General features: G+C 37.8%; 16 protein-coding genes, 3 tRNA genes and 2 pseudogenes. 3 read left to right on the forward strand and 18 right to left on the reverse strand.

Annotated elements, in window-relative coordinates; translation table 11 throughout:
- Window positions 1-123: 123 nt before the first annotated feature.
- The 5 genes from J3U54_RS08295 to J3U54_RS08315 all read right to left on the reverse strand — a co-directional run bounded on the left by J3U54_RS08295 (window position 124) and on the right by J3U54_RS08315 (window position 4,896).
- Entirely contained in the window at window positions 124-561 is a 438-nt protein-coding gene (locus J3U54_RS08295; protein WP_220220794.1) for a GNAT family N-acetyltransferase, read from the reverse strand.
- A 126-nt stretch (window positions 562-687) separates the two neighbouring features.
- Window positions 688-1,518, reverse strand: coding sequence for an ammonia-dependent NAD(+) synthetase (gene nadE / locus J3U54_RS08300; protein WP_267385710.1), 831 nt, complete (start codon window positions 1,516-1,518; stop codon window positions 688-690).
- Window positions 1,515-2,993: a nicotinate phosphoribosyltransferase gene (locus J3U54_RS08305; RefSeq protein WP_267385711.1), complete on the reverse strand. Its 1,479-nt coding sequence runs from the start codon at window positions 2,991-2,993 to the stop codon at window positions 1,515-1,517. Before J3U54_RS08305 ends, nadE begins: the two co-directional genes overlap by 4 nt.
- 67 nt (window positions 2,994-3,060) lie before the next feature.
- On the reverse strand, window positions 3,061-4,161 hold the full coding sequence (locus tag J3U54_RS08310; RefSeq protein ID WP_267385713.1) for a glycosyltransferase: 1,101 nt from the start codon (window positions 4,159-4,161) through the stop codon (window positions 3,061-3,063).
- 3 nt (window positions 4,162-4,164) lie between these two features.
- Window positions 4,165-4,896: a WecB/TagA/CpsF family glycosyltransferase gene (locus tag J3U54_RS08315; RefSeq protein ID WP_267385714.1), complete on the reverse strand. Its 732-nt coding sequence runs from the start codon at window positions 4,894-4,896 to the stop codon at window positions 4,165-4,167.
- Between the two features lie 122 nt (window positions 4,897-5,018).
- Here J3U54_RS08315 and tagD point away from each other — a divergent pair, with 122 nt between their 5' ends.
- Window positions 5,019-5,405: a glycerol-3-phosphate cytidylyltransferase gene (gene tagD / locus J3U54_RS08320; RefSeq protein WP_267385716.1), complete on the forward strand. Its 387-nt coding sequence runs from the start codon at window positions 5,019-5,021 to the stop codon at window positions 5,403-5,405.
- Window positions 5,406-5,446: 41 nt separating this feature from the next.
- On the opposite strand, the gene J3U54_RS08325 is transcribed toward tagD, so the two are convergent.
- The 10 genes from J3U54_RS08325 to J3U54_RS08370 form a co-directional block, all read right to left on the reverse strand.
- The gene (locus tag J3U54_RS08325) at window positions 5,447-6,145 is read right to left on the reverse strand and encodes a GntR family transcriptional regulator (RefSeq protein WP_103753074.1); all 699 of its coding nucleotides are present in this window, start codon (window positions 6,143-6,145) and stop codon (window positions 5,447-5,449) included.
- 81 nt (window positions 6,146-6,226) lie between these two features.
- Window positions 6,227-7,342: a hypothetical protein gene (locus tag J3U54_RS08330; protein WP_267385717.1), complete on the reverse strand. Its 1,116-nt coding sequence runs from the start codon at window positions 7,340-7,342 to the stop codon at window positions 6,227-6,229.
- A 152-nt stretch (window positions 7,343-7,494) separates the two neighbouring features.
- A tRNA-Gln gene (locus J3U54_RS08335) sits at window positions 7,495-7,566 on the reverse strand.
- A 7-nt stretch (window positions 7,567-7,573) separates the two neighbouring features.
- Window positions 7,574-7,655, reverse strand: a tRNA-Tyr gene (locus J3U54_RS08340).
- A 65-nt stretch (window positions 7,656-7,720) separates the two neighbouring features.
- Complete coding sequence (locus J3U54_RS08345; RefSeq protein ID WP_103753076.1) at window positions 7,721-8,899, reverse strand: aminotransferase class I/II-fold pyridoxal phosphate-dependent enzyme; 1,179 nt, start codon at window positions 8,897-8,899, stop codon at window positions 7,721-7,723.
- 231 nt (window positions 8,900-9,130) lie between these two features.
- A tRNA-Gln gene (locus J3U54_RS08350) sits at window positions 9,131-9,202 on the reverse strand.
- Between the two features lie 208 nt (window positions 9,203-9,410).
- Window positions 9,411-9,929 carry a GNAT family N-acetyltransferase gene (locus tag J3U54_RS08355; RefSeq protein ID WP_103753077.1) on the reverse strand — a complete coding sequence of 173 codons (519 nt, stop codon included), beginning with the start codon at window positions 9,927-9,929 and terminating at the stop codon, window positions 9,411-9,413.
- A 119-nt stretch (window positions 9,930-10,048) separates the two neighbouring features.
- The gene (locus J3U54_RS08360) at window positions 10,049-11,107 is read right to left on the reverse strand and encodes an SEC10/PgrA surface exclusion domain-containing protein (protein WP_103753078.1); all 1,059 of its coding nucleotides are present in this window, start codon (window positions 11,105-11,107) and stop codon (window positions 10,049-10,051) included.
- A 1,076-nt stretch (window positions 11,108-12,183) separates the two neighbouring features.
- Window positions 12,184-12,846, reverse strand: coding sequence for an SLAP domain-containing protein (locus tag J3U54_RS08365; protein WP_220235173.1), 663 nt, complete (start codon window positions 12,844-12,846; stop codon window positions 12,184-12,186).
- Window positions 12,847-13,484: 638 nt separating this feature from the next.
- Window positions 13,485-13,673: a hypothetical protein gene (locus J3U54_RS08370; protein WP_267385718.1), complete on the reverse strand. Its 189-nt coding sequence runs from the start codon at window positions 13,671-13,673 to the stop codon at window positions 13,485-13,487.
- A gap of 39 nt (window positions 13,674-13,712) precedes the next feature.
- Between J3U54_RS08370 and J3U54_RS08375 the strand changes: the two genes are divergently transcribed.
- Window positions 13,713-14,249: a TetR/AcrR family transcriptional regulator gene (locus tag J3U54_RS08375; protein ID WP_103753088.1), complete on the forward strand. Its 537-nt coding sequence runs from the start codon at window positions 13,713-13,715 to the stop codon at window positions 14,247-14,249.
- A gap of 1 nt (window position 14,250) precedes the next feature.
- Window positions 14,251-14,844 carry an NAD(P)H-dependent oxidoreductase gene (locus J3U54_RS08380; protein ID WP_267385719.1) on the forward strand — a complete coding sequence of 198 codons (594 nt, stop codon included), beginning with the start codon at window positions 14,251-14,253 and terminating at the stop codon, window positions 14,842-14,844.
- 38 nt (window positions 14,845-14,882) lie between these two features.
- On the opposite strand, the pseudogene J3U54_RS08385 reads toward J3U54_RS08380, so the two are convergent.
- The 3 genes and pseudogenes from J3U54_RS08385 to pfkB form a co-directional block, all read right to left on the reverse strand.
- Window positions 14,883-16,412, reverse strand: a pseudogene (locus J3U54_RS08385) (fructose-specific PTS transporter subunit EIIC); the annotation flags it as partial.
- 65 nt (window positions 16,413-16,477) lie between these two features.
- A pseudogene (locus tag J3U54_RS09160) lies at window positions 16,478-16,778 on the reverse strand (PTS fructose transporter subunit IIB); the annotation flags it as partial.
- A 1-nt stretch (window position 16,779) separates the two neighbouring features.
- Window positions 16,780-17,709, reverse strand: a complete 930-nt coding sequence (pfkB, locus tag J3U54_RS08390) for a 1-phosphofructokinase (protein WP_267385721.1) — start codon at window positions 17,707-17,709, stop codon at window positions 16,780-16,782.
- Window positions 17,710-17,738: the final 29 nt, after the last annotated feature.

A 17,738-nucleotide genomic window follows, 5' to 3' on the forward strand; every position in this document is an offset into this window, starting at 1 on the left:
CTCTCTTTGATTGATTGGCCTAAAAAACATATCTTAAGTCAAAAACAATTGTACTACTTGGCTTATCTTTGTCAATAAGCAGTTAAGTTTGATTACTGCTGTATGCATATTTATTTAAATAATTTATCCCAACTTTTTCCCAAAGCGTTTTTGCTTTTTAAGATAGGTGTAACCCAAATGCTCATAGAATTTGTGCGCACCGGTTCGTTCCTCCCCTGAACTTAGCCTAATTTCAGTAATACCAGCTTTTTGTGCAATGTGCTCAACCTCAGTCATTAACTTGGAACCAATTCCTTGATGCTGCGTTTGCGGGCTAACAGCTAGCGCCAAAATATTATACATTGGGGCAAAATAAAGTTCCTCAAATAATTCGACATGAATATAGCCAATTACCTTCTTAGATGTATCGTCAACATAAACGAGAATAAGGTGGTGCTCTTGATCAGCAAGTAGCCGTTTGAGATTGGCAGCCGTTTTGGCCACAGGATAATCATACCCAAGCTGTTCTTGATTAATTTTTTGAATTTGTTCCGCGTCGCTTTCTTGTGCAGATCGAATCATCTTGTTTTCCTCCTAAGCTTATTTTTAATTACCAATATCATTACACCCAATTTACGTCCGGTATCAGCAAACTGTCAATAACATTAAGGAAAAAGAAAAGAAGCTTTAATAAGCTTCTTTGTTTCTTTACTTAAGATAAAAATCGTCAAAAACGGTTACTGGCAGCCGTCTCTTATGTTCACTTTTACGCCACAAGTCTTCAATTCGTTCTGCAGCTTCTTCTGAAACTTCACGCCCTTCAAGATAGTCATCAACATCTTGGTAACGAACGCCCAGAGCCGTTTCATCTGGAAGAGCAGGTTGTTCTTCTTCCAAATCAGCAGTTGGTGCCTTCAAATACAAATGCTCAGGGCAATTTAATTCTTGCAGCATCTGTTTGCCTTGCCGTTTATCCAGACGGAACAATGGGGTTAAATCAGCTGCACCATCACCGTACTTAGTATAAAAACCGCTAAAATTCTCTGCAGCATGGTCAGTGCCAACGACTGCACCGTTGTTGGCACCAGCGATTGCGTATTGTACAACCATTCTTTCACGGGCCTTGATATTGCCCTTGTTAAAATCCGAAATTTTTTCGCCAGCAGTGGTTAAACCAGCAACCATAGCATCAACAGCAGGCTTAATGTTGACAATTAAATCTTGATCAGGCTGTTGAAAAGCAACCGCATCGGCGGCATCAGCAGCATCGGCTTGCACGCCATAGGGTAAGCGAACCGCAATAAATTGATAAGACTGATCTCCGGTTTCTTTCCGCATTTCGGTAATGGCCATTTGACACAATTTACCGGTTAAAGTCGAGTCTTGACCACCAGAAATCCCCAATACGTAGGTTTTTAAAAATGGGTTAGCCTTTAAATAGTTTTTCAAAAAATCAACTGACCGTCTAATTTCCTTTTGTGGATCTATTTTAGGCAAGACGTGTTCATAAGCAATAATTTCTTTTTGTAATGGTCTCATCGAGTAGTTTCTCCTTTATTGATTTGACTGCGAATGTCCTGAATCATATTCATCTTACTGTCATATAAATCCTGGGAAAGATCCACTGGGTATTCTTGCGGATTCAGACTTCGCTTGTATTCATCCCATAGACCATCTAAGTTAGCAGCACAGAACTTCTTAATATCAATTAGTTTTGGTTTTTCGTATACTAATTTACCATTTGCAAAAATATCGTGAAGCAGCGGCTGAGCCGTGTAATCTGTCACTATCTTATTAATGTAGTTATATTGCGGATGAAACATATAGAGCGAATCAAATTTCCGCGGGTCGACACCAGCACGGGCAATCCAGTCACCCTCATTTTTCTTTTCAGTATTAGCAGATATCCGCCAAACCTGTTTTTTACCTGGAGTGGAAACCTTAACCGCATTAGAAGAAATCTTTAACGTGTCACGCATTTGGTGCTGATCATCCTCAATTGAAACCAATTTATAAACTGCACCCAAAGCCGGCTGGTCGTAAGCTGTTATATACTTAGTACCAATTCCCCAAACGTCGATTTTAGCTCCCTGCATTTTTAAACTAGTAATTGTCGTTTCATCCAAGTCATTAGACGCATAAATCTTGGCATCAGGATAGCCAGCGTTATCTAGTTCATGTCTTACCTGCTTAGAGATATAAGCCATGTCACCCGAATCAATCCTGACACCTTGGAAATTGATTTTATCACCCATTTCATCGGCTACCCGAATTGCATTTGGAACGCCGCTTCTGACTGTGTCATAGGTGTCGACCAAAAAGACACAATCATGATGAGTTTCGGCATAAGCCTTAAAGGCTTCGTATTCGCTGCCAAAAGCCTCAACTAACGAGTGCGCATGGGTTCCAGAAACAGGGATTCCAAATAACTTACCGGCACGAACATTGCTTGTTGAATCAAAACCGCCGATATAAGCCGCTCTTGTTCCCCATAATGCAGCATCTGTTTCCTGGGCTCTTCTCGTTCCAAATTCCATGACGCCATCGCCCTGAACAGCCAGCTTCACCCGCGCTGCTTTAGTTGCTAAAAGAATTTGGTAATTAATAATATTTAAAATTGCTGTTTCAACCAATTGACATTGTGCTAACGGGCCTTCCACTTGAATAAGTGGTTCATTAGCAAAAACAATTTCGCCTTCACTCATTGAGCGAACAGTTAGTTGCAATTTGAAATTACGTAAATAATCGATGAAGTCATCATCATAACCTACTTCATCTTTAAGATACTTCAAATCGCTTTCCTTAAAATGCAGGTTTTGGAGATATAAAATCACGTGCTCAAGACCGGCAAAAACCGAGTAGCCGTTGCCAAATGGCTCTTTGCGATAATAAGCTTCAAAAACGGCATTACGTTCGGAAATCCCTTTTTTAAAGTAGGTATACATCATATTAATTTCATACAAATCTGTATGTAAGGTCAAGGAATCATCTTGATCTAATTCTTGGTAAAACATTATGTCCTCTTAACTTATCTATAACAGTTTTGGTTTAATTATAAACATTTAAGCAAGTTTAAACAATTTAGTCACCTTTTATTAAAGACTGATAGACGGTAAGAATACTAGACAATTGTTTATTCAAAGAGAAGTTATCCGCAACATAAGCTTTTTCACGAAATGCCATTTGCTTAAGTTCTTCTTTAGGAGTATTAACTGCTGCTTGCAGTACCGCCGTAATCGATGCCACATCGCCCGTGTTAGCGATGAAGCCATGGCGTTTGTCAGGTATCATCATTTCAATGTCACCCACATCAGTCGATAAAATAGGTAAGAGATTATCACTTGCTTCCAAAAGGACTAAGGGAAAACTTTCGGAATAAGAAGTTAGAACCGCAAGATCCATTCGCCGGTAGAGATGTTTCAACTGCTTATGAGTCATAAAGCCCTGAAAAGTCACCTGTGGGCCCAATTCCAATTCTTGCGTTAATTCTTGCAAAGACCGTTTTTGGGTTCCATCACCTGCGATATACAAGTGAACATTACCATTGTCGAGCTTCTTTAGCGCCTGCAAAAGCAATTCTTGCCCCTTTACTTTTTCTAAGCGGGCAACATTAACAATGTTAAAATGCGGGTGCTCATATTTAGCCGGAATGGCTGAATCATCATGGAAAAAAGTACCGTTATAAATCACATGCACTTTAGCGGCCGAAATGCCAGCTTTGGTAGTGATTAAGTCGGCAAATCTTTTGGTTATCGCAAAAATACAATCAGCTTTTTTGAGCGCACGAATATTTTGGCGGGTAAAGACTTTGCCTAAAAAACCTCGCCCCTTGAAGTCTAAATAGGGATCAGAATGGACGGTAACGCACCACTTCGCCGTGATTTTTCCCTTAATTAAGGCTAAATAGAGGTTAGCTCGCGGTCCATGCGTATGCACAATGTCAAAATTACCATGGTTGATAAAGTCGGATAAGCGGCGAAGACTGGTCAAATCATAGCGACTCTTTACCCCCAAAACATGATAATTTATTTTTGCTTCTTGAGCGGCCTTAGCAACTGGTCCATCCGCTAAGCATAACAATGTAAAATCCTTTTTTTCGCTTTTGGCTTCTTTTAGCAAATTGATAATATGGGTCAACCCACCGCCAGATTCAAGACCAGCATTGACATGCAGAACTTTCATGTTTTATTTCTTTTCCTTTTTAGCTTGATGAACATCAAGCATAAATCTTGGCAACTTGCTCACACGCTTAAACCGCAATGGCTCTTTAAGCAAACGGTAAAACCATTCAAGATGAGCTCTTTGCCATAGTTGTGGCGCACGTTTAACCATACCCGAAAAGACATCGAAACTACCGCCCACTCCCATCATTAAGGCTGGGAGCAGATTACGGCGTAAAAGTGCTAATAGCTGCTCTTGGCGCGGTGATCCTAACGCAGCAAATACTAAGTCGGGCTCAGCGCGTTCAATTTGATAGGCTATTACTTCCAAATCTTCTTTGAAATAACCATCCTCCGCTCCGACTAGTTGAATATCAGAATATTCATGGGCTATTTTATCTTGAATTGCATGGATAACGTTTGGCTTTGCTCCGATTAAGTAGACGCGAAGGCTACGATCATTGGCTAGTTTCATTAACCAAGTAAATAAATCATAGCCAGTTACTCGTTCCTTTAACGGTGTACCCAGTATATTAGCAGCTTTAATAATTCCTATTCCATCAGGAGTAATATAGTCCGCATCATAGTTTAAAATTTTCATGAATTCAGGATTTTCGTTGGCTGCCAGCACAATCTCAGGATTAGCAGTAACCACAAATGTTGACTGGTGAACATTGATTCGCCCGATAAATTCGTTTTGAAATTGATGAAAACTTTTGTTATCAAAATCAACACCTAAAACATCTACTTTATCCATGATAATCTCCTCTCGTGGTTAATTAACTTTATTTTAGCAGACTATTAGTTAATACGGGATATGTTTTACCTTTTCTACAAATATGATAATATTAAATCGTCAAAGCAATAGGAGCACCAAATATGAAAAAAGTTATTACTTACGGCACATTTGATTTATTGCATTATGGTCATGTTCGTTTACTTAAGCGTGCACGTGAATTAGGTGATTACCTAATCGTTGGCCTTTCAACCGATGAATTTAATGAATTTCAAAAACACAAAGAATCATATAATAATTATGCTGAACGCAAGTTTATTCTTGAGGCTATTCGCTATGTGGACGAAGTGATTCCCGAAGAAGATTGGGACCAAAAGGTGACGGATATCACTAAGTATCATATTGATACTTTTGTTATGGGCAGTGACTGGCAAGGTAAATTCGATTTTCTGAAATCAGTTTGCAATGTCGTCTACCTGCCCCGCACTCCGGGAATTTCAACCACTAAAATCAAAAAGGACCTGAAATAAAAAAACTCTGAACTAGTTGATATTAACCAGTTCAGAGTTTTTTATTTGGAAAAAGTGAATTCAAAGCGGTCGGCCACATAACTTGCACGCGTATATTCAAATGGCTGCCCTGTTGACAGCTCGGTTACCTGCAAGCGCGTTATTAGTGCTTCGCCCTTTTTGGCATCAAGCAGCCGCGCAGAATTTTCGTTGGCTACAGCTGCCGAAATATGTTCAGTAACACGACCAATTTGATAACCATTCTTTTCAAGGGCCTGATACAAGTGCGAAGAAATGTCGGCCTTAGAAATTTTACTAATCAACTCTTGTGGGATGGTAACCACTTCATAGCAGATTGGAACATTATCAGCATAGCGAATTCGCTCCATCCGCAAAACCTCCTGGTCATCTTTTAAATTTAACCGTTCAGTTTCTGATAAAGATGGCTTACCAAAACGATAAGAAATCAACTTACTTGAAGGTGTCTGACCGTTAGCATGAGTAATATCAGTAAAAGACATAATCCCCGACATTTTCTCTTGGACTTTCTGATTCGCCACGTAAGTGCCGCTGCCAAGGCGTTGTTCTAAAATACCCTCATCTTCCAGCGTTTTAATAGCCTGGCGCAAGGTCATTCGTGAAACCCCAAACTTTAGTGCAAGTTGTCGTTCAGCCGGTATCCGGCTACCAACTTGATAAACGTGATTTTCAATTTCACGTTTAATCTGATTATGAATTTTTATATACATCGGCTCTTCCATTAGTACACCTCCAACGATAATTCTTATTATAATCCAAATTGGTCTACCTTGCACAAGCTTTATTAAATTTATTTTTTTAGCTTATTTTTTCTTAGTGGTCCACTTCATTCCTAAAAGACGAATATTAGCTTTTTGACCGCATTCAACTGTAATCGAAGAATCACTGCTAGCAATCACACTAGCACGCATTTGAGCTTGGTCTTTAACGGCTAGATCAGCACCGTTAGAATTTAAAATTAAATCGTGCCCTTCAAGAAGTGCATAATCACCTAATGCCAAGAAATACTGGTAATCCGCACCGCCATTAAAAGTAGCGCGTCGCGCAGTACATTTAACGTGGTCTTGAAAATCGGCGTGATTAATAATAACTGAATTACTAAGCGTAATGACCGCTTCATTGACAGCAATTAAGCGATTAATCTGACAGTTTTGCACAATTACGTGCGGTTTTTGATCAAGATAAATGCCCCCATTAAAATTACTGCCAACAATGTTAACCCATGTTTCTTCCGTAATATACATGCAGGTATCATCAGTAGACAAAAGCTTGCTGTTAAGCATATTTAACCAAACCTGCCCCTGCAAGAGCATTGAATCAGCAATTGAATTGTTTAAATCGACCTCTGCATTTGTTTTAGTAAAGGTATCAATACTGCCGTAAACACGCGAGTTATTGATAATTGCCGTCCCGTGGCCCTCAATTGCTAGCGCACCAAATTCTTCAGAAACATGCTCTATTGAGGAATCATTCATTTCTAACCGAAAATCAGCATCAGCATAAATTGAAACAGAGCCATTTAAAATTACCGTTGAATATAACTCCAAGGTGGCCTTGCCATTAATAGCTACTGCCGCCGTATCCGTGCCAAAGCCCTTAATAACGCAATTTCGCAGCGTCAAATATGTATTAGCTTCTGCCGGTACATATAAACTATTAGAATCATTGTTAGTGTTAATACATAAATTTTCTAAATTAACAAATTGACTGTCAGTGGCTAAGTTGACACAACCTAGAATTGTGGTGTCTTCTGGCAAACTGCCAGTGCCTTTAATCGTAATGTTGGAAAACAAGGTTTTTGCAGGTAATTCATAAAAACCTGGCTCCAGCAATAAAACGTCATCTGCACGTAAGTCCTTGAGGGCTTCATGCCAACTGATTTCGCCGCCTCCAGCACCAACGTTAACTAGTCTCGACATAAAATTCCCTTCTTATAAAAGTAAACTAGCCTTTATTGTACTATTTTTTAGACTGATTAGTTAAATGGTAAGTTTAATTGACGCAATTCACAGGAAAAACTTTAGAAAAATAAAAAGACAACCCAAAAGCTGCCTTTTTTCGATAATTTTTATTGGGTTAGCTGGATTCGAACCAGCGCATACTAGTACCAAAAACTAGTGCCTTACCGCTTGGCTATAACCCAGTGATAATGGAGGAGGGTGGATTCGAACCGCCGAACTCAGAGAGAGCGGTTTTACAGACCGCCGCGTTTAGCCACTTCGCTACTCCTCCGTTACGCACGTTAATTATCTTAACTAAAAACATGCGTAATTGCAAGCAAAAATTTGCAAAATTATTTACTTATTTTCTTCAACGTATTTTTTAATTCGGCGCAAGCCTTCATTGATCTGATCCATGCTGACAGCATAAGAAAAACGAATATAGCCTTGGCCGCCCAAAGCAAAGCTTGAGCCCGCAGTCACAGCAACGTGTGCTTTATCAACCAAATCATAGATAAATTTAGAATCGTCTTGTTCTAATCCTGCCGGAATTTTAGCAAAAATATAGAAAGCTCCTTGCGGTTTTGCGCATTCAAAGCCAATATCGGTTAAGCCCTGGTACAAAACATCTCGCCGTTTTTGAAATTCACGCTTCATTGGTTCAGAATCATTCATACCATTTTTGAAGGCTTCCTCAGCAGCGTCCTGCATTGGCGTTGGCTCAGTAGTCACGATGGTTTGGTGAACCTTAGCAATTTGTTCCAAAATAGCCTGCGGTGCACAAACAATTCCGATTCGATACCCGGTCATTGCCCAAGCCTTGGACACACCGTTCATCAGAACTACCTGGTCATGCAGAGATTTTTCCATTGAAGCATGAGGCTGATCATAATTCAGTTCACTATATATTTCATCACATAAGGCAAAGATTGGTTTGTCCCGAATCACATCTGCGATGGCGTCAAGCTCTTCTTGGCTATACATTACCCCAGTCGGATTTGTCGGATAATTCATGACCAACATCCGTACTTTGTCACCGTATTCATCAAGAACTGCTTGCAACTTAGCTGGCGTTAACTTAAAACCATCTTTTGAAGTATCAATCGTAACGATTTTAGCACCATCATTTAAAATATTGACATCAGACATATAGAGCGGAAATATTGGAGTCGGAACCACCATAATGTCTCCCGGATTCAAGCAAGCGCAAACCGTGTCAAAAATCGATTCCGTTACGCCATTTGTAACCAGCACTTCAGTTTCTGGGTCATACTTTTGCCCATATTTTTGCGCCAAAAAGTCTGCCGCCGCTTTGCGTAAGCCCATCGTTCCGTTTGACGGTGCATAATGGGAGTGATTTTCATCAATCCCTTTCTTGGCAGCATTTTTAATATGATCCGGTGTATTAAAATCAGGTTCACCTAAGGTAAACTTGACTACATCAGGAATCTTGCTGGCATAATCCGAAAACTTCAAAATTGGATTCGAGGGTGCGTCTGCTAAGCCCTTTCTCGTGTACTTTATTAAATCAACCATTTTTTCACCAAACTTTCCTTTTCATTTTTGTTAATTATACATTTAATAAAAACTATTTTCTACCATATTTTTTTAATATCTAATTCATTTTAGTCACTTTAATTAATCGTGTACTTATTTACAAAGGCTAATCAAGCCAATTACTCCCGGCATCCAGAAATAATTTACGGCAAAAAAAGACAGCTCAACTTAATGAACTGTCTTTCTTGGGTTGGGTGTTCGTAAGAACAATTGGGTTAGCTGGATTCGAACCAGCGCATACTAGTACCAAAAACTAGTGCCTTACCGCTTGGCTATAACCCAATGCAATTGAGCTTTTACTTGACTGCTCAACATTTAATAGTATAGAAAAATGTCGTGCGCAAGTCAAGAGAAAAATTTATTTTTTCTGATTTGAGCTCACATGCGGTCGCATAAGCAAATATTGCATTTCCTTAATTAGTTAAAACAAAGTCCTATTTTGCCCTAATTAATTAGCGCAAATTTTTACGTGGCACGGTAACTAGAACTTTTAAACTAAGTTTAGTTCAAAGGCATTTCTGAGCCCATCTTTTGTTTGATCAATGCGAATGACGCCGCGATATTTAAAGCCGGCAGATTTAATCAGCGCCTGCATCCGGAGATTAACTGCGTGAGTGTCAATGCGGAAATTTGATATTCCTAAAAACAGGCCACGAGAAATTAAGTTAGAAATAAATATTTGTCCTAAATGCTGTCCGCGAAATTTAGCAGAAATCGCAATCCGGTGGATAGTGGCATACTGATCGATTTCATTTTGCCACTCGCCGTCTATCGCAGCATAGCTAGGCTCAATACTAGTTTGCAAAACAGCAATACCGGCAACTGCTTGATCAACCATTAAACAATATGCCCGCTTTTTGACAATGTCATCCAGTAAAATTTGTTCATTCGGGCGACCATTTTGCCATTGCGGGATACCATCGCTTTTCAGCAATTGCTTTGCTTCATTAATAATTGCCATTATTTGCGTTAAATCACTTTCTTGCGCTAATCGAATATAAATTGCCATGCATAAATCCTCACTTTAATAATAAGGTTAATTTTAGCGCAATTATTTCTTTTTAGCAGTAAAAAATAGGACAAAAAAGACAGCCTCTTGCAGCTGTCTCAAAACTAAAAATTATTTATTTAAGGTTTAAAACCAGTATTATACTTTTTATTCTTAGCAATATAAGTCGGTACGCTAATAAAATGCATTGAACAAATATCATCAGTATGCGAGATGCTGAAACCATAGTAATTATAATCGCCATCGTGAAGCGAACCTTGCGTATTAAACAAGTCGCCGGCATGTTCCCATTCCTGGTAATTACTACGCTGCTTTCGTCCTTGCTCGCCACTGCCAGTATAGCCGAACATCATTTGCTTTAAGCCAAAATAGACGCTCTTTTTAAGTTCAGTCATTGTCATCGTATTATTTTGATTATAAAAGCCGGCCATGTCTTCAACGTAATTATCATTTAAATCTAGGCCATTAGCTTTACATGCACGAACGATGCCTGGGACATAATGACTATCGCGAATGGTCTTCTTATTTACGGCATATTCAGTCGCAATATCTTGAGCCAACTTGCGCGCACCGATACTATCGCGCCAAGGATCTAACCCCAAGTCATTGCGAGCCTGATTGATCAGACGCAGAGAAAAGGTCGTTAAAGTATCGGTTTGTTCCGGCGTAAGCTGGCTTAAATCAACGATAGTTTGATCATCGGCCTTGGTTTCACCGTTTTTAATCCGACTAAAATCATTAGTATCCATCCCGCTCATTGAGGCATCAATAAACTCCTTAGATGGATTCCCTTGATAAGCCTGAAGCAATTCAGCTCTGGTATAACCCGCTGGCAATTTCATTGTAGCTTGAACATTGACATTTGGCTTAATCGTTTTAATAACTTTAGCATCCTTAGCTAAAAGCCAATGTGAATTATTACCTATCTTATAAGCTGTTAGCTTCTTTTTACCAATCTTCTTTTTACTGCTATATGGGTATTGATACTTAGGACTGGCATAATAATTGGAATGCTTTCCAGAAAGCTTATAAAGCCGGACTTTTTTATTTTTCTTTGTTTTGACAAAACCTTTAACTGTAGCTGCTGAAACTGGTGTAGGTTCATGCAGTACAAGCGCAGGAATAGTTGTCAAAAAAATAACATTAATAATGGCAATAGCTAATTTGCTTTTTTTCATTTATCTTCCCTCAAGAGTATTTACTGATTGGCTCTGATGGCTTTATATGTCATTCTAAATCTATTTAGAATTTAATGCCAATTATTTTTTCCACTCAAAATAACAAAATTAGACAATTCAACCGTTAAAGCAAATAAATTAGGTGTAGTGCCAGAAGTATTTGTTGGAATTTAATCATTACTTACAATACACCCTTTAACCATATTGGTCGATTAACAAGCTAATTATACGTGAAATTCATATCTGTCGAAGATAATATACTGTTCCCCAGCATAAACAACATTATTATGCTCATCTTCAATACAGACTTGCAAAAGAAGTACCGGGAAACCAATCAATTTCTTTAAAAATTTTGTTTCGCTTAAACTGGCTAGTGCAACACTAATAATTAAGTCGCGAGAATTCAAATTGGCAATTTGGTATTTATCATCAATTATTTTTTCCTGATTTTATCCCTTACCTAAGAAAATAAAGAACCTGTCTCTTTCAAAAGTTACCTCTAAATATATCAATCCATACTTTGCCCATATTGTATCAATTGTCCAAAATACTTTCTATCTATCAAATATTTGTTCATTTTATTATAATTTATTATAAATAGTATAAAGTAATATCAAGTTAAAGTATGTTACAATTCTATAATTAAACAGCTTTCAAACTAACCTCAATAACATAAAATATTCTAATTCAACTGTTAAGCTGGCTAACCATTTTTTATTTTATCAGCTTACTTCTAGCAAAACTAACAAGCTTTACACTTTTAATAGTTAATTATCAAAAGTTGTACCACAAATTAAAGTCATTTTACTATATCAGTTAAAATAAAATTTGTAATAAAAAAATCTTATTTTTCATAGGATTCTCTTCTAATCACTTAAAACTACTTATCTAATTAAGCCAACTCCCGCATATAGTAATTCTTGCCTTTGAGCATTTTGTGCCAAGCTTTATGCAACGGCAAATTCACTTATGCCGTTGACCATTAAAGTTAACTACCTAAAAAGGGCCTAGTCGAATTGACTAGACCCTTTTACTTATTAAGTTGTTATTTATATTTTATTATCTATTTCAGGCGATTAGTACCAGCCATTTGCTTGCCAAAAGGCCTTAGCAGCTGACCATGAACCATATCGGTTAGCAACGTAACTGTTGGCAACACGTTCTTGGTTGGCAGCAGAGTAGTCACCGTTAAGGTATGAAGCTGAAAGTTGGTATTTACCAATGTATTGGCCGTTTTGAGCACTGTATGAGCCGCCTGATTCACGATTTGCAATCCATGCCTTAGCAGAAGATTCAGAATCAGAACCACCAGCATAATTTTGAGTAGTAGCATTGTAAGAAACATTTGTGCTAGCTGTATTTGCAGCACTGTTATCAGCAACTACTGCTTCTTGGTTAGAAGCGTTTTCTGGGTAATAACCTTTGTTAACATACTCAGCTTTTACCCATTGATTCTTACCCAAGTCATACCACTTGTGACCATTTTTATCATAAGCAGTTTTAATAACCTTCCATGAAGAATTACTTGGTAAAATTTGCCCAGTAGCTTCAGGAGTCTTGTAGCTGTTCCAAACGTGGATTGAGTTACCATCAACGTAGTTAACAGTTACGACTTCAGCATCATTTTCTACTGTTGCAGCGTGAACAGTTTCCTGATTTGCACTGTTCATTGCAATTACACCAGTAACTGACACAGCTGCTACTGCCGCCGTTTTAGCTAAGATAGATTTTACCTTCAAAAAATATCTCTCCTTAATAAAAAACCCTATCTTTTTTCTATATCAAACTAACAAGTAAAGTTCTTACTGATCAATTTGATTGTATATATACTACAGCGTAAAAATTTCAGAATCATAACAAAGTTATCACTCGATTTTAAAAAAAAAGTTACTTGGTAAAAATTGCTTGTCATATTTGTAACATATTTATTACAGCAAACAGCATTTAGTAAGTTCCTATTATAGCAACTAATTACACTAAATTTGCTAAATACAAGAACGTCCGTTTGTACCAAGCAAATGGTCTAGACGAATTAGTAATTTGCAACAAAAATGAAAAACTTCTAGTCCGGCTTTTCATTCCTTGATCCAAAATGCTATAGTTAAATTATATTTTGGAGAAAGGAAACTAATTATGAGTAAATATACTGTTGAATTAGACGAAAAAGACATTCAAATGATTAAGGATTGTCACTTAAAGAACCCATCAATCATGAAGGCATTAGCAAATGCTAAAAAAATCGCAGATTAAGTTCTCTTAATTTGATGCAGTAAAGCTTCTCATATAAAGAAGCTTTTTTCTTTACCAAAAAAAGCCTTTATTTAGTGACCGCTAAAACAAAGACTTTTGGTATTTATCCGTGTTAATCTACCGCTATTTAAGAAAAAATTGATTTATAAGAATAATCGACTTTTCCCATATATTGTTTAAAATCTGTGTCATGGGCTCTCTTTAATGCTAGTTGATCACGGTACAGAACGCCCATCTTGTAAAAGACAAATGGGTTAAAGTAAATAACAGCAGAAATAATTTCAAATTTTCCAATCAGAGGTAACAGTGTTATCATAAGTTAAAAGATAACGCCGTTATCAAGGAGAAAATTACTATGAAACATACTAAAGACCAGTTGATTTTGCGGGCTATACAAGTAATTGATAAGAATGGCTATCAAAATTTGTCTTTGCGTAAACTTACGGCTGCGCTTAATCTAACGACAGGAGCCTTTTATAAACACTTTAAAGATAAAGACGATTTATTTAAAGCAGTAGCCCAAGAATTATCACAGGAGTTTATTGAAGCAATTGACTTTAACAGCAGTTCACCTACTGAACAGCTGTTACAAATTGCTGATTATTTTGTCAATCAAATGCAAAAACACCCAAATAAGATGGAATTTCTGTTTTTTAATGACCAATCTATTATCGCTCTAAAGCAAAAAGATCTTACTTATCCTTTTTTACATAAATTACTACAATTAATTGATCAAATTAACACTAACTCTAATATGAATAATCAAGATTTTTTTATTCAAATTTGGTCATTTATCCAGGGATATACCTTTTTAATTAAAAATAAAGTTACTACTTATCAACCCGACCTAGTACGCAAAACTTTAACAGAAATAATGAAAGGGGCGAACTAACTTGAGCACGTTAATAGTCTATTGTCACCCTTATGAAAAAAGCTTTAATCACGCCATTTTGAGCATGGTAAAAACTAACTTAAACAAGCAAAAGCAACATTTCCAGATAATTGACCTTTATGCTGAACATTTTAATCCGGTCTACGATAAGGAAGAATTACGGTTATATCATGAAGGCAAAACACATGATCCATTAGTAACAAAGTATTTAACCATGTTACAAAATTCATCTAGTATTATTTTTATTACACCTCTTTGGTGGAACAGCATACCAGGAATGCTTAAAGGCTTTATCGACAAGGTGATGAAAGAAGGAGCTGGTCTTTCACATACCGTTTCTTCTCTTGGCATTCATGGTGAACTAACCAACATAAAGCATACCTATGTTCTAACAACTTCCACCTCGCCCAAATTTTATCTTCAATTCTTCTGTGGCAACGCCATTAAACGAGTATTCATCAATCATACTTTAAAGCAACTTGGAATGAAGAGGCGTCATTGGCGTCATTGGCTTCATTTTGGCGGCATCACGTTTGCTAAATTGTCAAAACGCCAAAAATACTTAAACTATATTGCCAACTATCGTTTTAAATAAAAGGCAAGGCCTCTTCGAAGCCTTGCCTTTTTTATATGCTATTCATTTTTAAATAAGTGATAGATTTCTTCCGGTGTATTAGCCTTTTTTAGACTAGCAATGAAATCCTCATGAGTTAATAATTTTGCCGTATTGGAAAGATATTTTAAATGTGAGTTACTATCTACTTCTGGAATTAAGAATGAAATTACAGTATCGATTTTCTGTCCATCTAGCGACTGCCAATCAATTGGTTTTTTTAATTTCAAGATTATCATCGCCGATTTATTAATTGCTGCTGATTGAGCATGCGGAATTGCAAAACCTTCAGTCATTCCCGTGCTACCCTCTTGTTCTCGCTGCTTGTAACTGGCCAAAACCTTAGCGGCATCGGTAGCCAAATTATTTTGTACTGCAAAATCAGCTAAATACTTAAGGGCATCATCACGGTCTTTTACATCAACATCAACTTGAATATTATTTAATGCCAAAATTTTACTTGGATCATGGTCTTCTGGATTATCCTGAGCAGTTTCCGTAATGGTTGAACTTTCATTACTTGAAACTACAGCTTCTTTTTTAGCAAATCTGCCGGCAATTAAAGCCAGTAATGCACCAGAAATTATCGCTCCAATGACAATCCAAAATACCCATAAAAATGGCTTATTGACTAATGGTAAAACGATGAAACCACCGTGGGGAGCAGGAACTGTGATCCGGGTCAGGTAAGTTAAAACTGATGCAACAGCTGAACCAACCATAAAAGCAGGAATGTTCCATAATGGGTGCTTGGCAGCAAACGGAATTGCTCCTTCTGTGATATGCGTTGAACCTAATAAGAAGTTGACATAGCCCGCCGTTTTTTCACTCTTGGTATATGCTTTTGGATTCATTAAAACAGCAAATCCCGTAGCTAGTGGTGGTGCAATACATGCAGCAGAAACGCCAGCCATAAAGTAATAATTGCCTTGGGCTAGTAAAACCGTGCCCGTTACATAAGCAGCCTTATTAATCGGACCACCAAAGTCAGCAGCACACATCATCCCGACGATAATTCCAAGTAATACTGGGCTAGTATTTTCAAAGCCTTTTAGCCATGACATCAATCCCAGATTAATTGCTTTTATCGGTGTATTTAACCAGTACATAATTGCACCGGTAATTAATACGCCTAAGACTGGAAATAGAAAAATTGATTTTAGTCCCCTAAATTTATCATCTGGTAAAGGCTGAAATAATTTCTGCAGAAGCCAGACAACGATAACAGCCAGATAACCACCAACAATTGCACCTAAAAAGCCGCCACCGCCGTTAAAAGTTATAAAGCCTGCCGCTAGTCCGACTACAAAGCCAGTCCTTTGAGCTAATGCCTCTGCAATATAAGCTCCTAAAACTGGCGCCATTAGGTTCATCGTTGTGCTGCCAACTGTATTTAACATTGCAGCAAATTGGTTGTATTCACTATTTTTCGGATCAGCCGAGTTTATTCCCCAAAAAAAGGAGATGGCAATCAATACCCCACCAGCAACTACAAACGGCAACATGTGGGATACCCCATTCATTAATGAGGTATAAAGCTTATTACCAATAGTTTGATTATTTGCCACAGTTTCCGTTGACTGCAGTTTTTTATCTTGGCGATAAACTGATGCATTCAGAGCCTTGTTAATTAATTCTTCCGGCTCTTTTAATCCCTTGGCAACTGGGACAACTACTAGTTTTTTACCTGCAAATCTCTCTGTACCAACATCAATATCTGAAGCGACAATTACTGCTTGTGCTGCTTCAATTTCGTCACTAGTCAAACGATTTTCGACCCCAGTTTGTCCGTGAGTCTCAATTTTAATTGTATAGCCTAATTTTTGGGCGGCTTTTTCCAAAGCCTCTTGTGCCATAAAAGTATGGGCAACGCCGGTTGCACACCCAGTCGCACCCACTAAATCATATTTAGCCATTTTATTTCATCCCTTCTTTAACCGTAATTTGTGGCAATAATTTATCTAAATTAAAATCCGTCAAGCCCGTTCTGCTTGCCGTATCACTGCCGGCAGCTACTGCTACTTTTAGTGCCTCACTAACTGACTGACCTTTTTCTATGAAGGCAAGAAAAGTACCCAACATCGTGTCACCAGCACATGCTGAATTGACCACTTTGATTTTAGGAGCATTGGCAAATAAAACTTCTTTTTCATTAATTAGTGCTGCTCCTCTTGCACCAAGCGAAACTAGGACATTTTGACAGCCCGCCTGCACCAATTTCTGCGCTAATTCAACCGTTTTGGCACTAGTCATTTCACCTTTATAATGGTAAAAACTGGCCAGTTCGGTTTCGTTAGGCTTAAGTAAAAACGGATGGTACGGTAGGGTATCAACCACCGCCAAATAGCTGCTATCAATTACCAGCTTCGCTTTTTTGGCAGCGACAATCCGGGCTATTTGCACCAAATAACTTGGTTCGATCCCCTGGGCAAAGCTACCAGAAATTGCCACTAAATCTTCTTCAGTAAGTGTTTCCTCAAAATAAGCCAAAAATTGCTGCTGCACTTCTGTGCTAATTTCTGGTCCAGGATTAACCTCTTTATATTCAGTATTCTGGTCAATGACATTAGTGAAAACATTCACTCTAGTTAAACCATTCACCTTTAAAAATTTAGTTTTGATTCCCTTTGCCGCCAATCCATTAGTAACGTAGTCAAGCGTGAACCCACCACCAATACCGGTCGCAACACTTTTAATGCCAAGCTTTTTTAAAATAAATGATACATTGACACCCTTGCCGTTAGGCTGCAATTCAAAACTTTCCGTTCGATTAACAACTTTTGGTTCTAATTTTTTCGTCACAATTACTAAATCGATTGCTGGATTTAAAGTTATTGTATAAATCAATGCTTTTTCTCCTTTTCCTTGCCTTTTGT

Origin of the sequence: Lactobacillus sp. B4007, assembly GCF_026535895.1 — a bacterium.
Classification (GTDB): domain Bacteria; phylum Bacillota; class Bacilli; order Lactobacillales; family Lactobacillaceae; genus Lactobacillus; species Lactobacillus panisapium.

Coding starts and splice junctions, on each gene's coding strand:
- J3U54_RS08295 (WP_220220794.1), bottom strand. CDS start 561: ATGATTCGATCTGCACAAGAAAGCGACGCGGAACAAATTCAAAAAATT.
- nadE (WP_267385710.1), bottom strand. CDS start 1,518: ATGAGACCATTACAAAAAGAAATTATTGCTTATGAACACGTCTTGCCT.
- J3U54_RS08305 (WP_267385711.1), bottom strand. CDS start 2,993: ATGTTTTACCAAGAATTAGATCAAGATGATTCCTTGACCTTACATACA.
- J3U54_RS08310 (WP_267385713.1), bottom strand. CDS start 4,161: ATGAAAGTTCTGCATGTCAATGCTGGTCTTGAATCTGGCGGTGGGTTG.
- J3U54_RS08315 (WP_267385714.1), bottom strand. CDS start 4,896: ATGGATAAAGTAGATGTTTTAGGTGTTGATTTTGATAACAAAAGTTTT.
- tagD (WP_267385716.1), top strand. CDS start 5,019: ATGAAAAAAGTTATTACTTACGGCACATTTGATTTATTGCATTATGGT.
- J3U54_RS08325 (WP_103753074.1), bottom strand. CDS start 6,145: ATGGAAGAGCCGATGTATATAAAAATTCATAATCAGATTAAACGTGAA.
- J3U54_RS08330 (WP_267385717.1), bottom strand. CDS start 7,342: ATGTCGAGACTAGTTAACGTTGGTGCTGGAGGCGGCGAAATCAGTTGG.
- J3U54_RS08345 (WP_103753076.1), bottom strand. CDS start 8,899: ATGGTTGATTTAATAAAGTACACGAGAAAGGGCTTAGCAGACGCACCC.
- J3U54_RS08355 (WP_103753077.1), bottom strand. CDS start 9,929: ATGGCAATTTATATTCGATTAGCGCAAGAAAGTGATTTAACGCAAATA.
- J3U54_RS08360 (WP_103753078.1), bottom strand. CDS start 11,107: ATGAAAAAAAGCAAATTAGCTATTGCCATTATTAATGTTATTTTTTTG.
- J3U54_RS08370 (WP_267385718.1), bottom strand. CDS start 13,673: ATGATAACACTGTTACCTCTGATTGGAAAATTTGAAATTATTTCTGCT.
- J3U54_RS08375 (WP_103753088.1), top strand. CDS start 13,713: ATGAAACATACTAAAGACCAGTTGATTTTGCGGGCTATACAAGTAATT.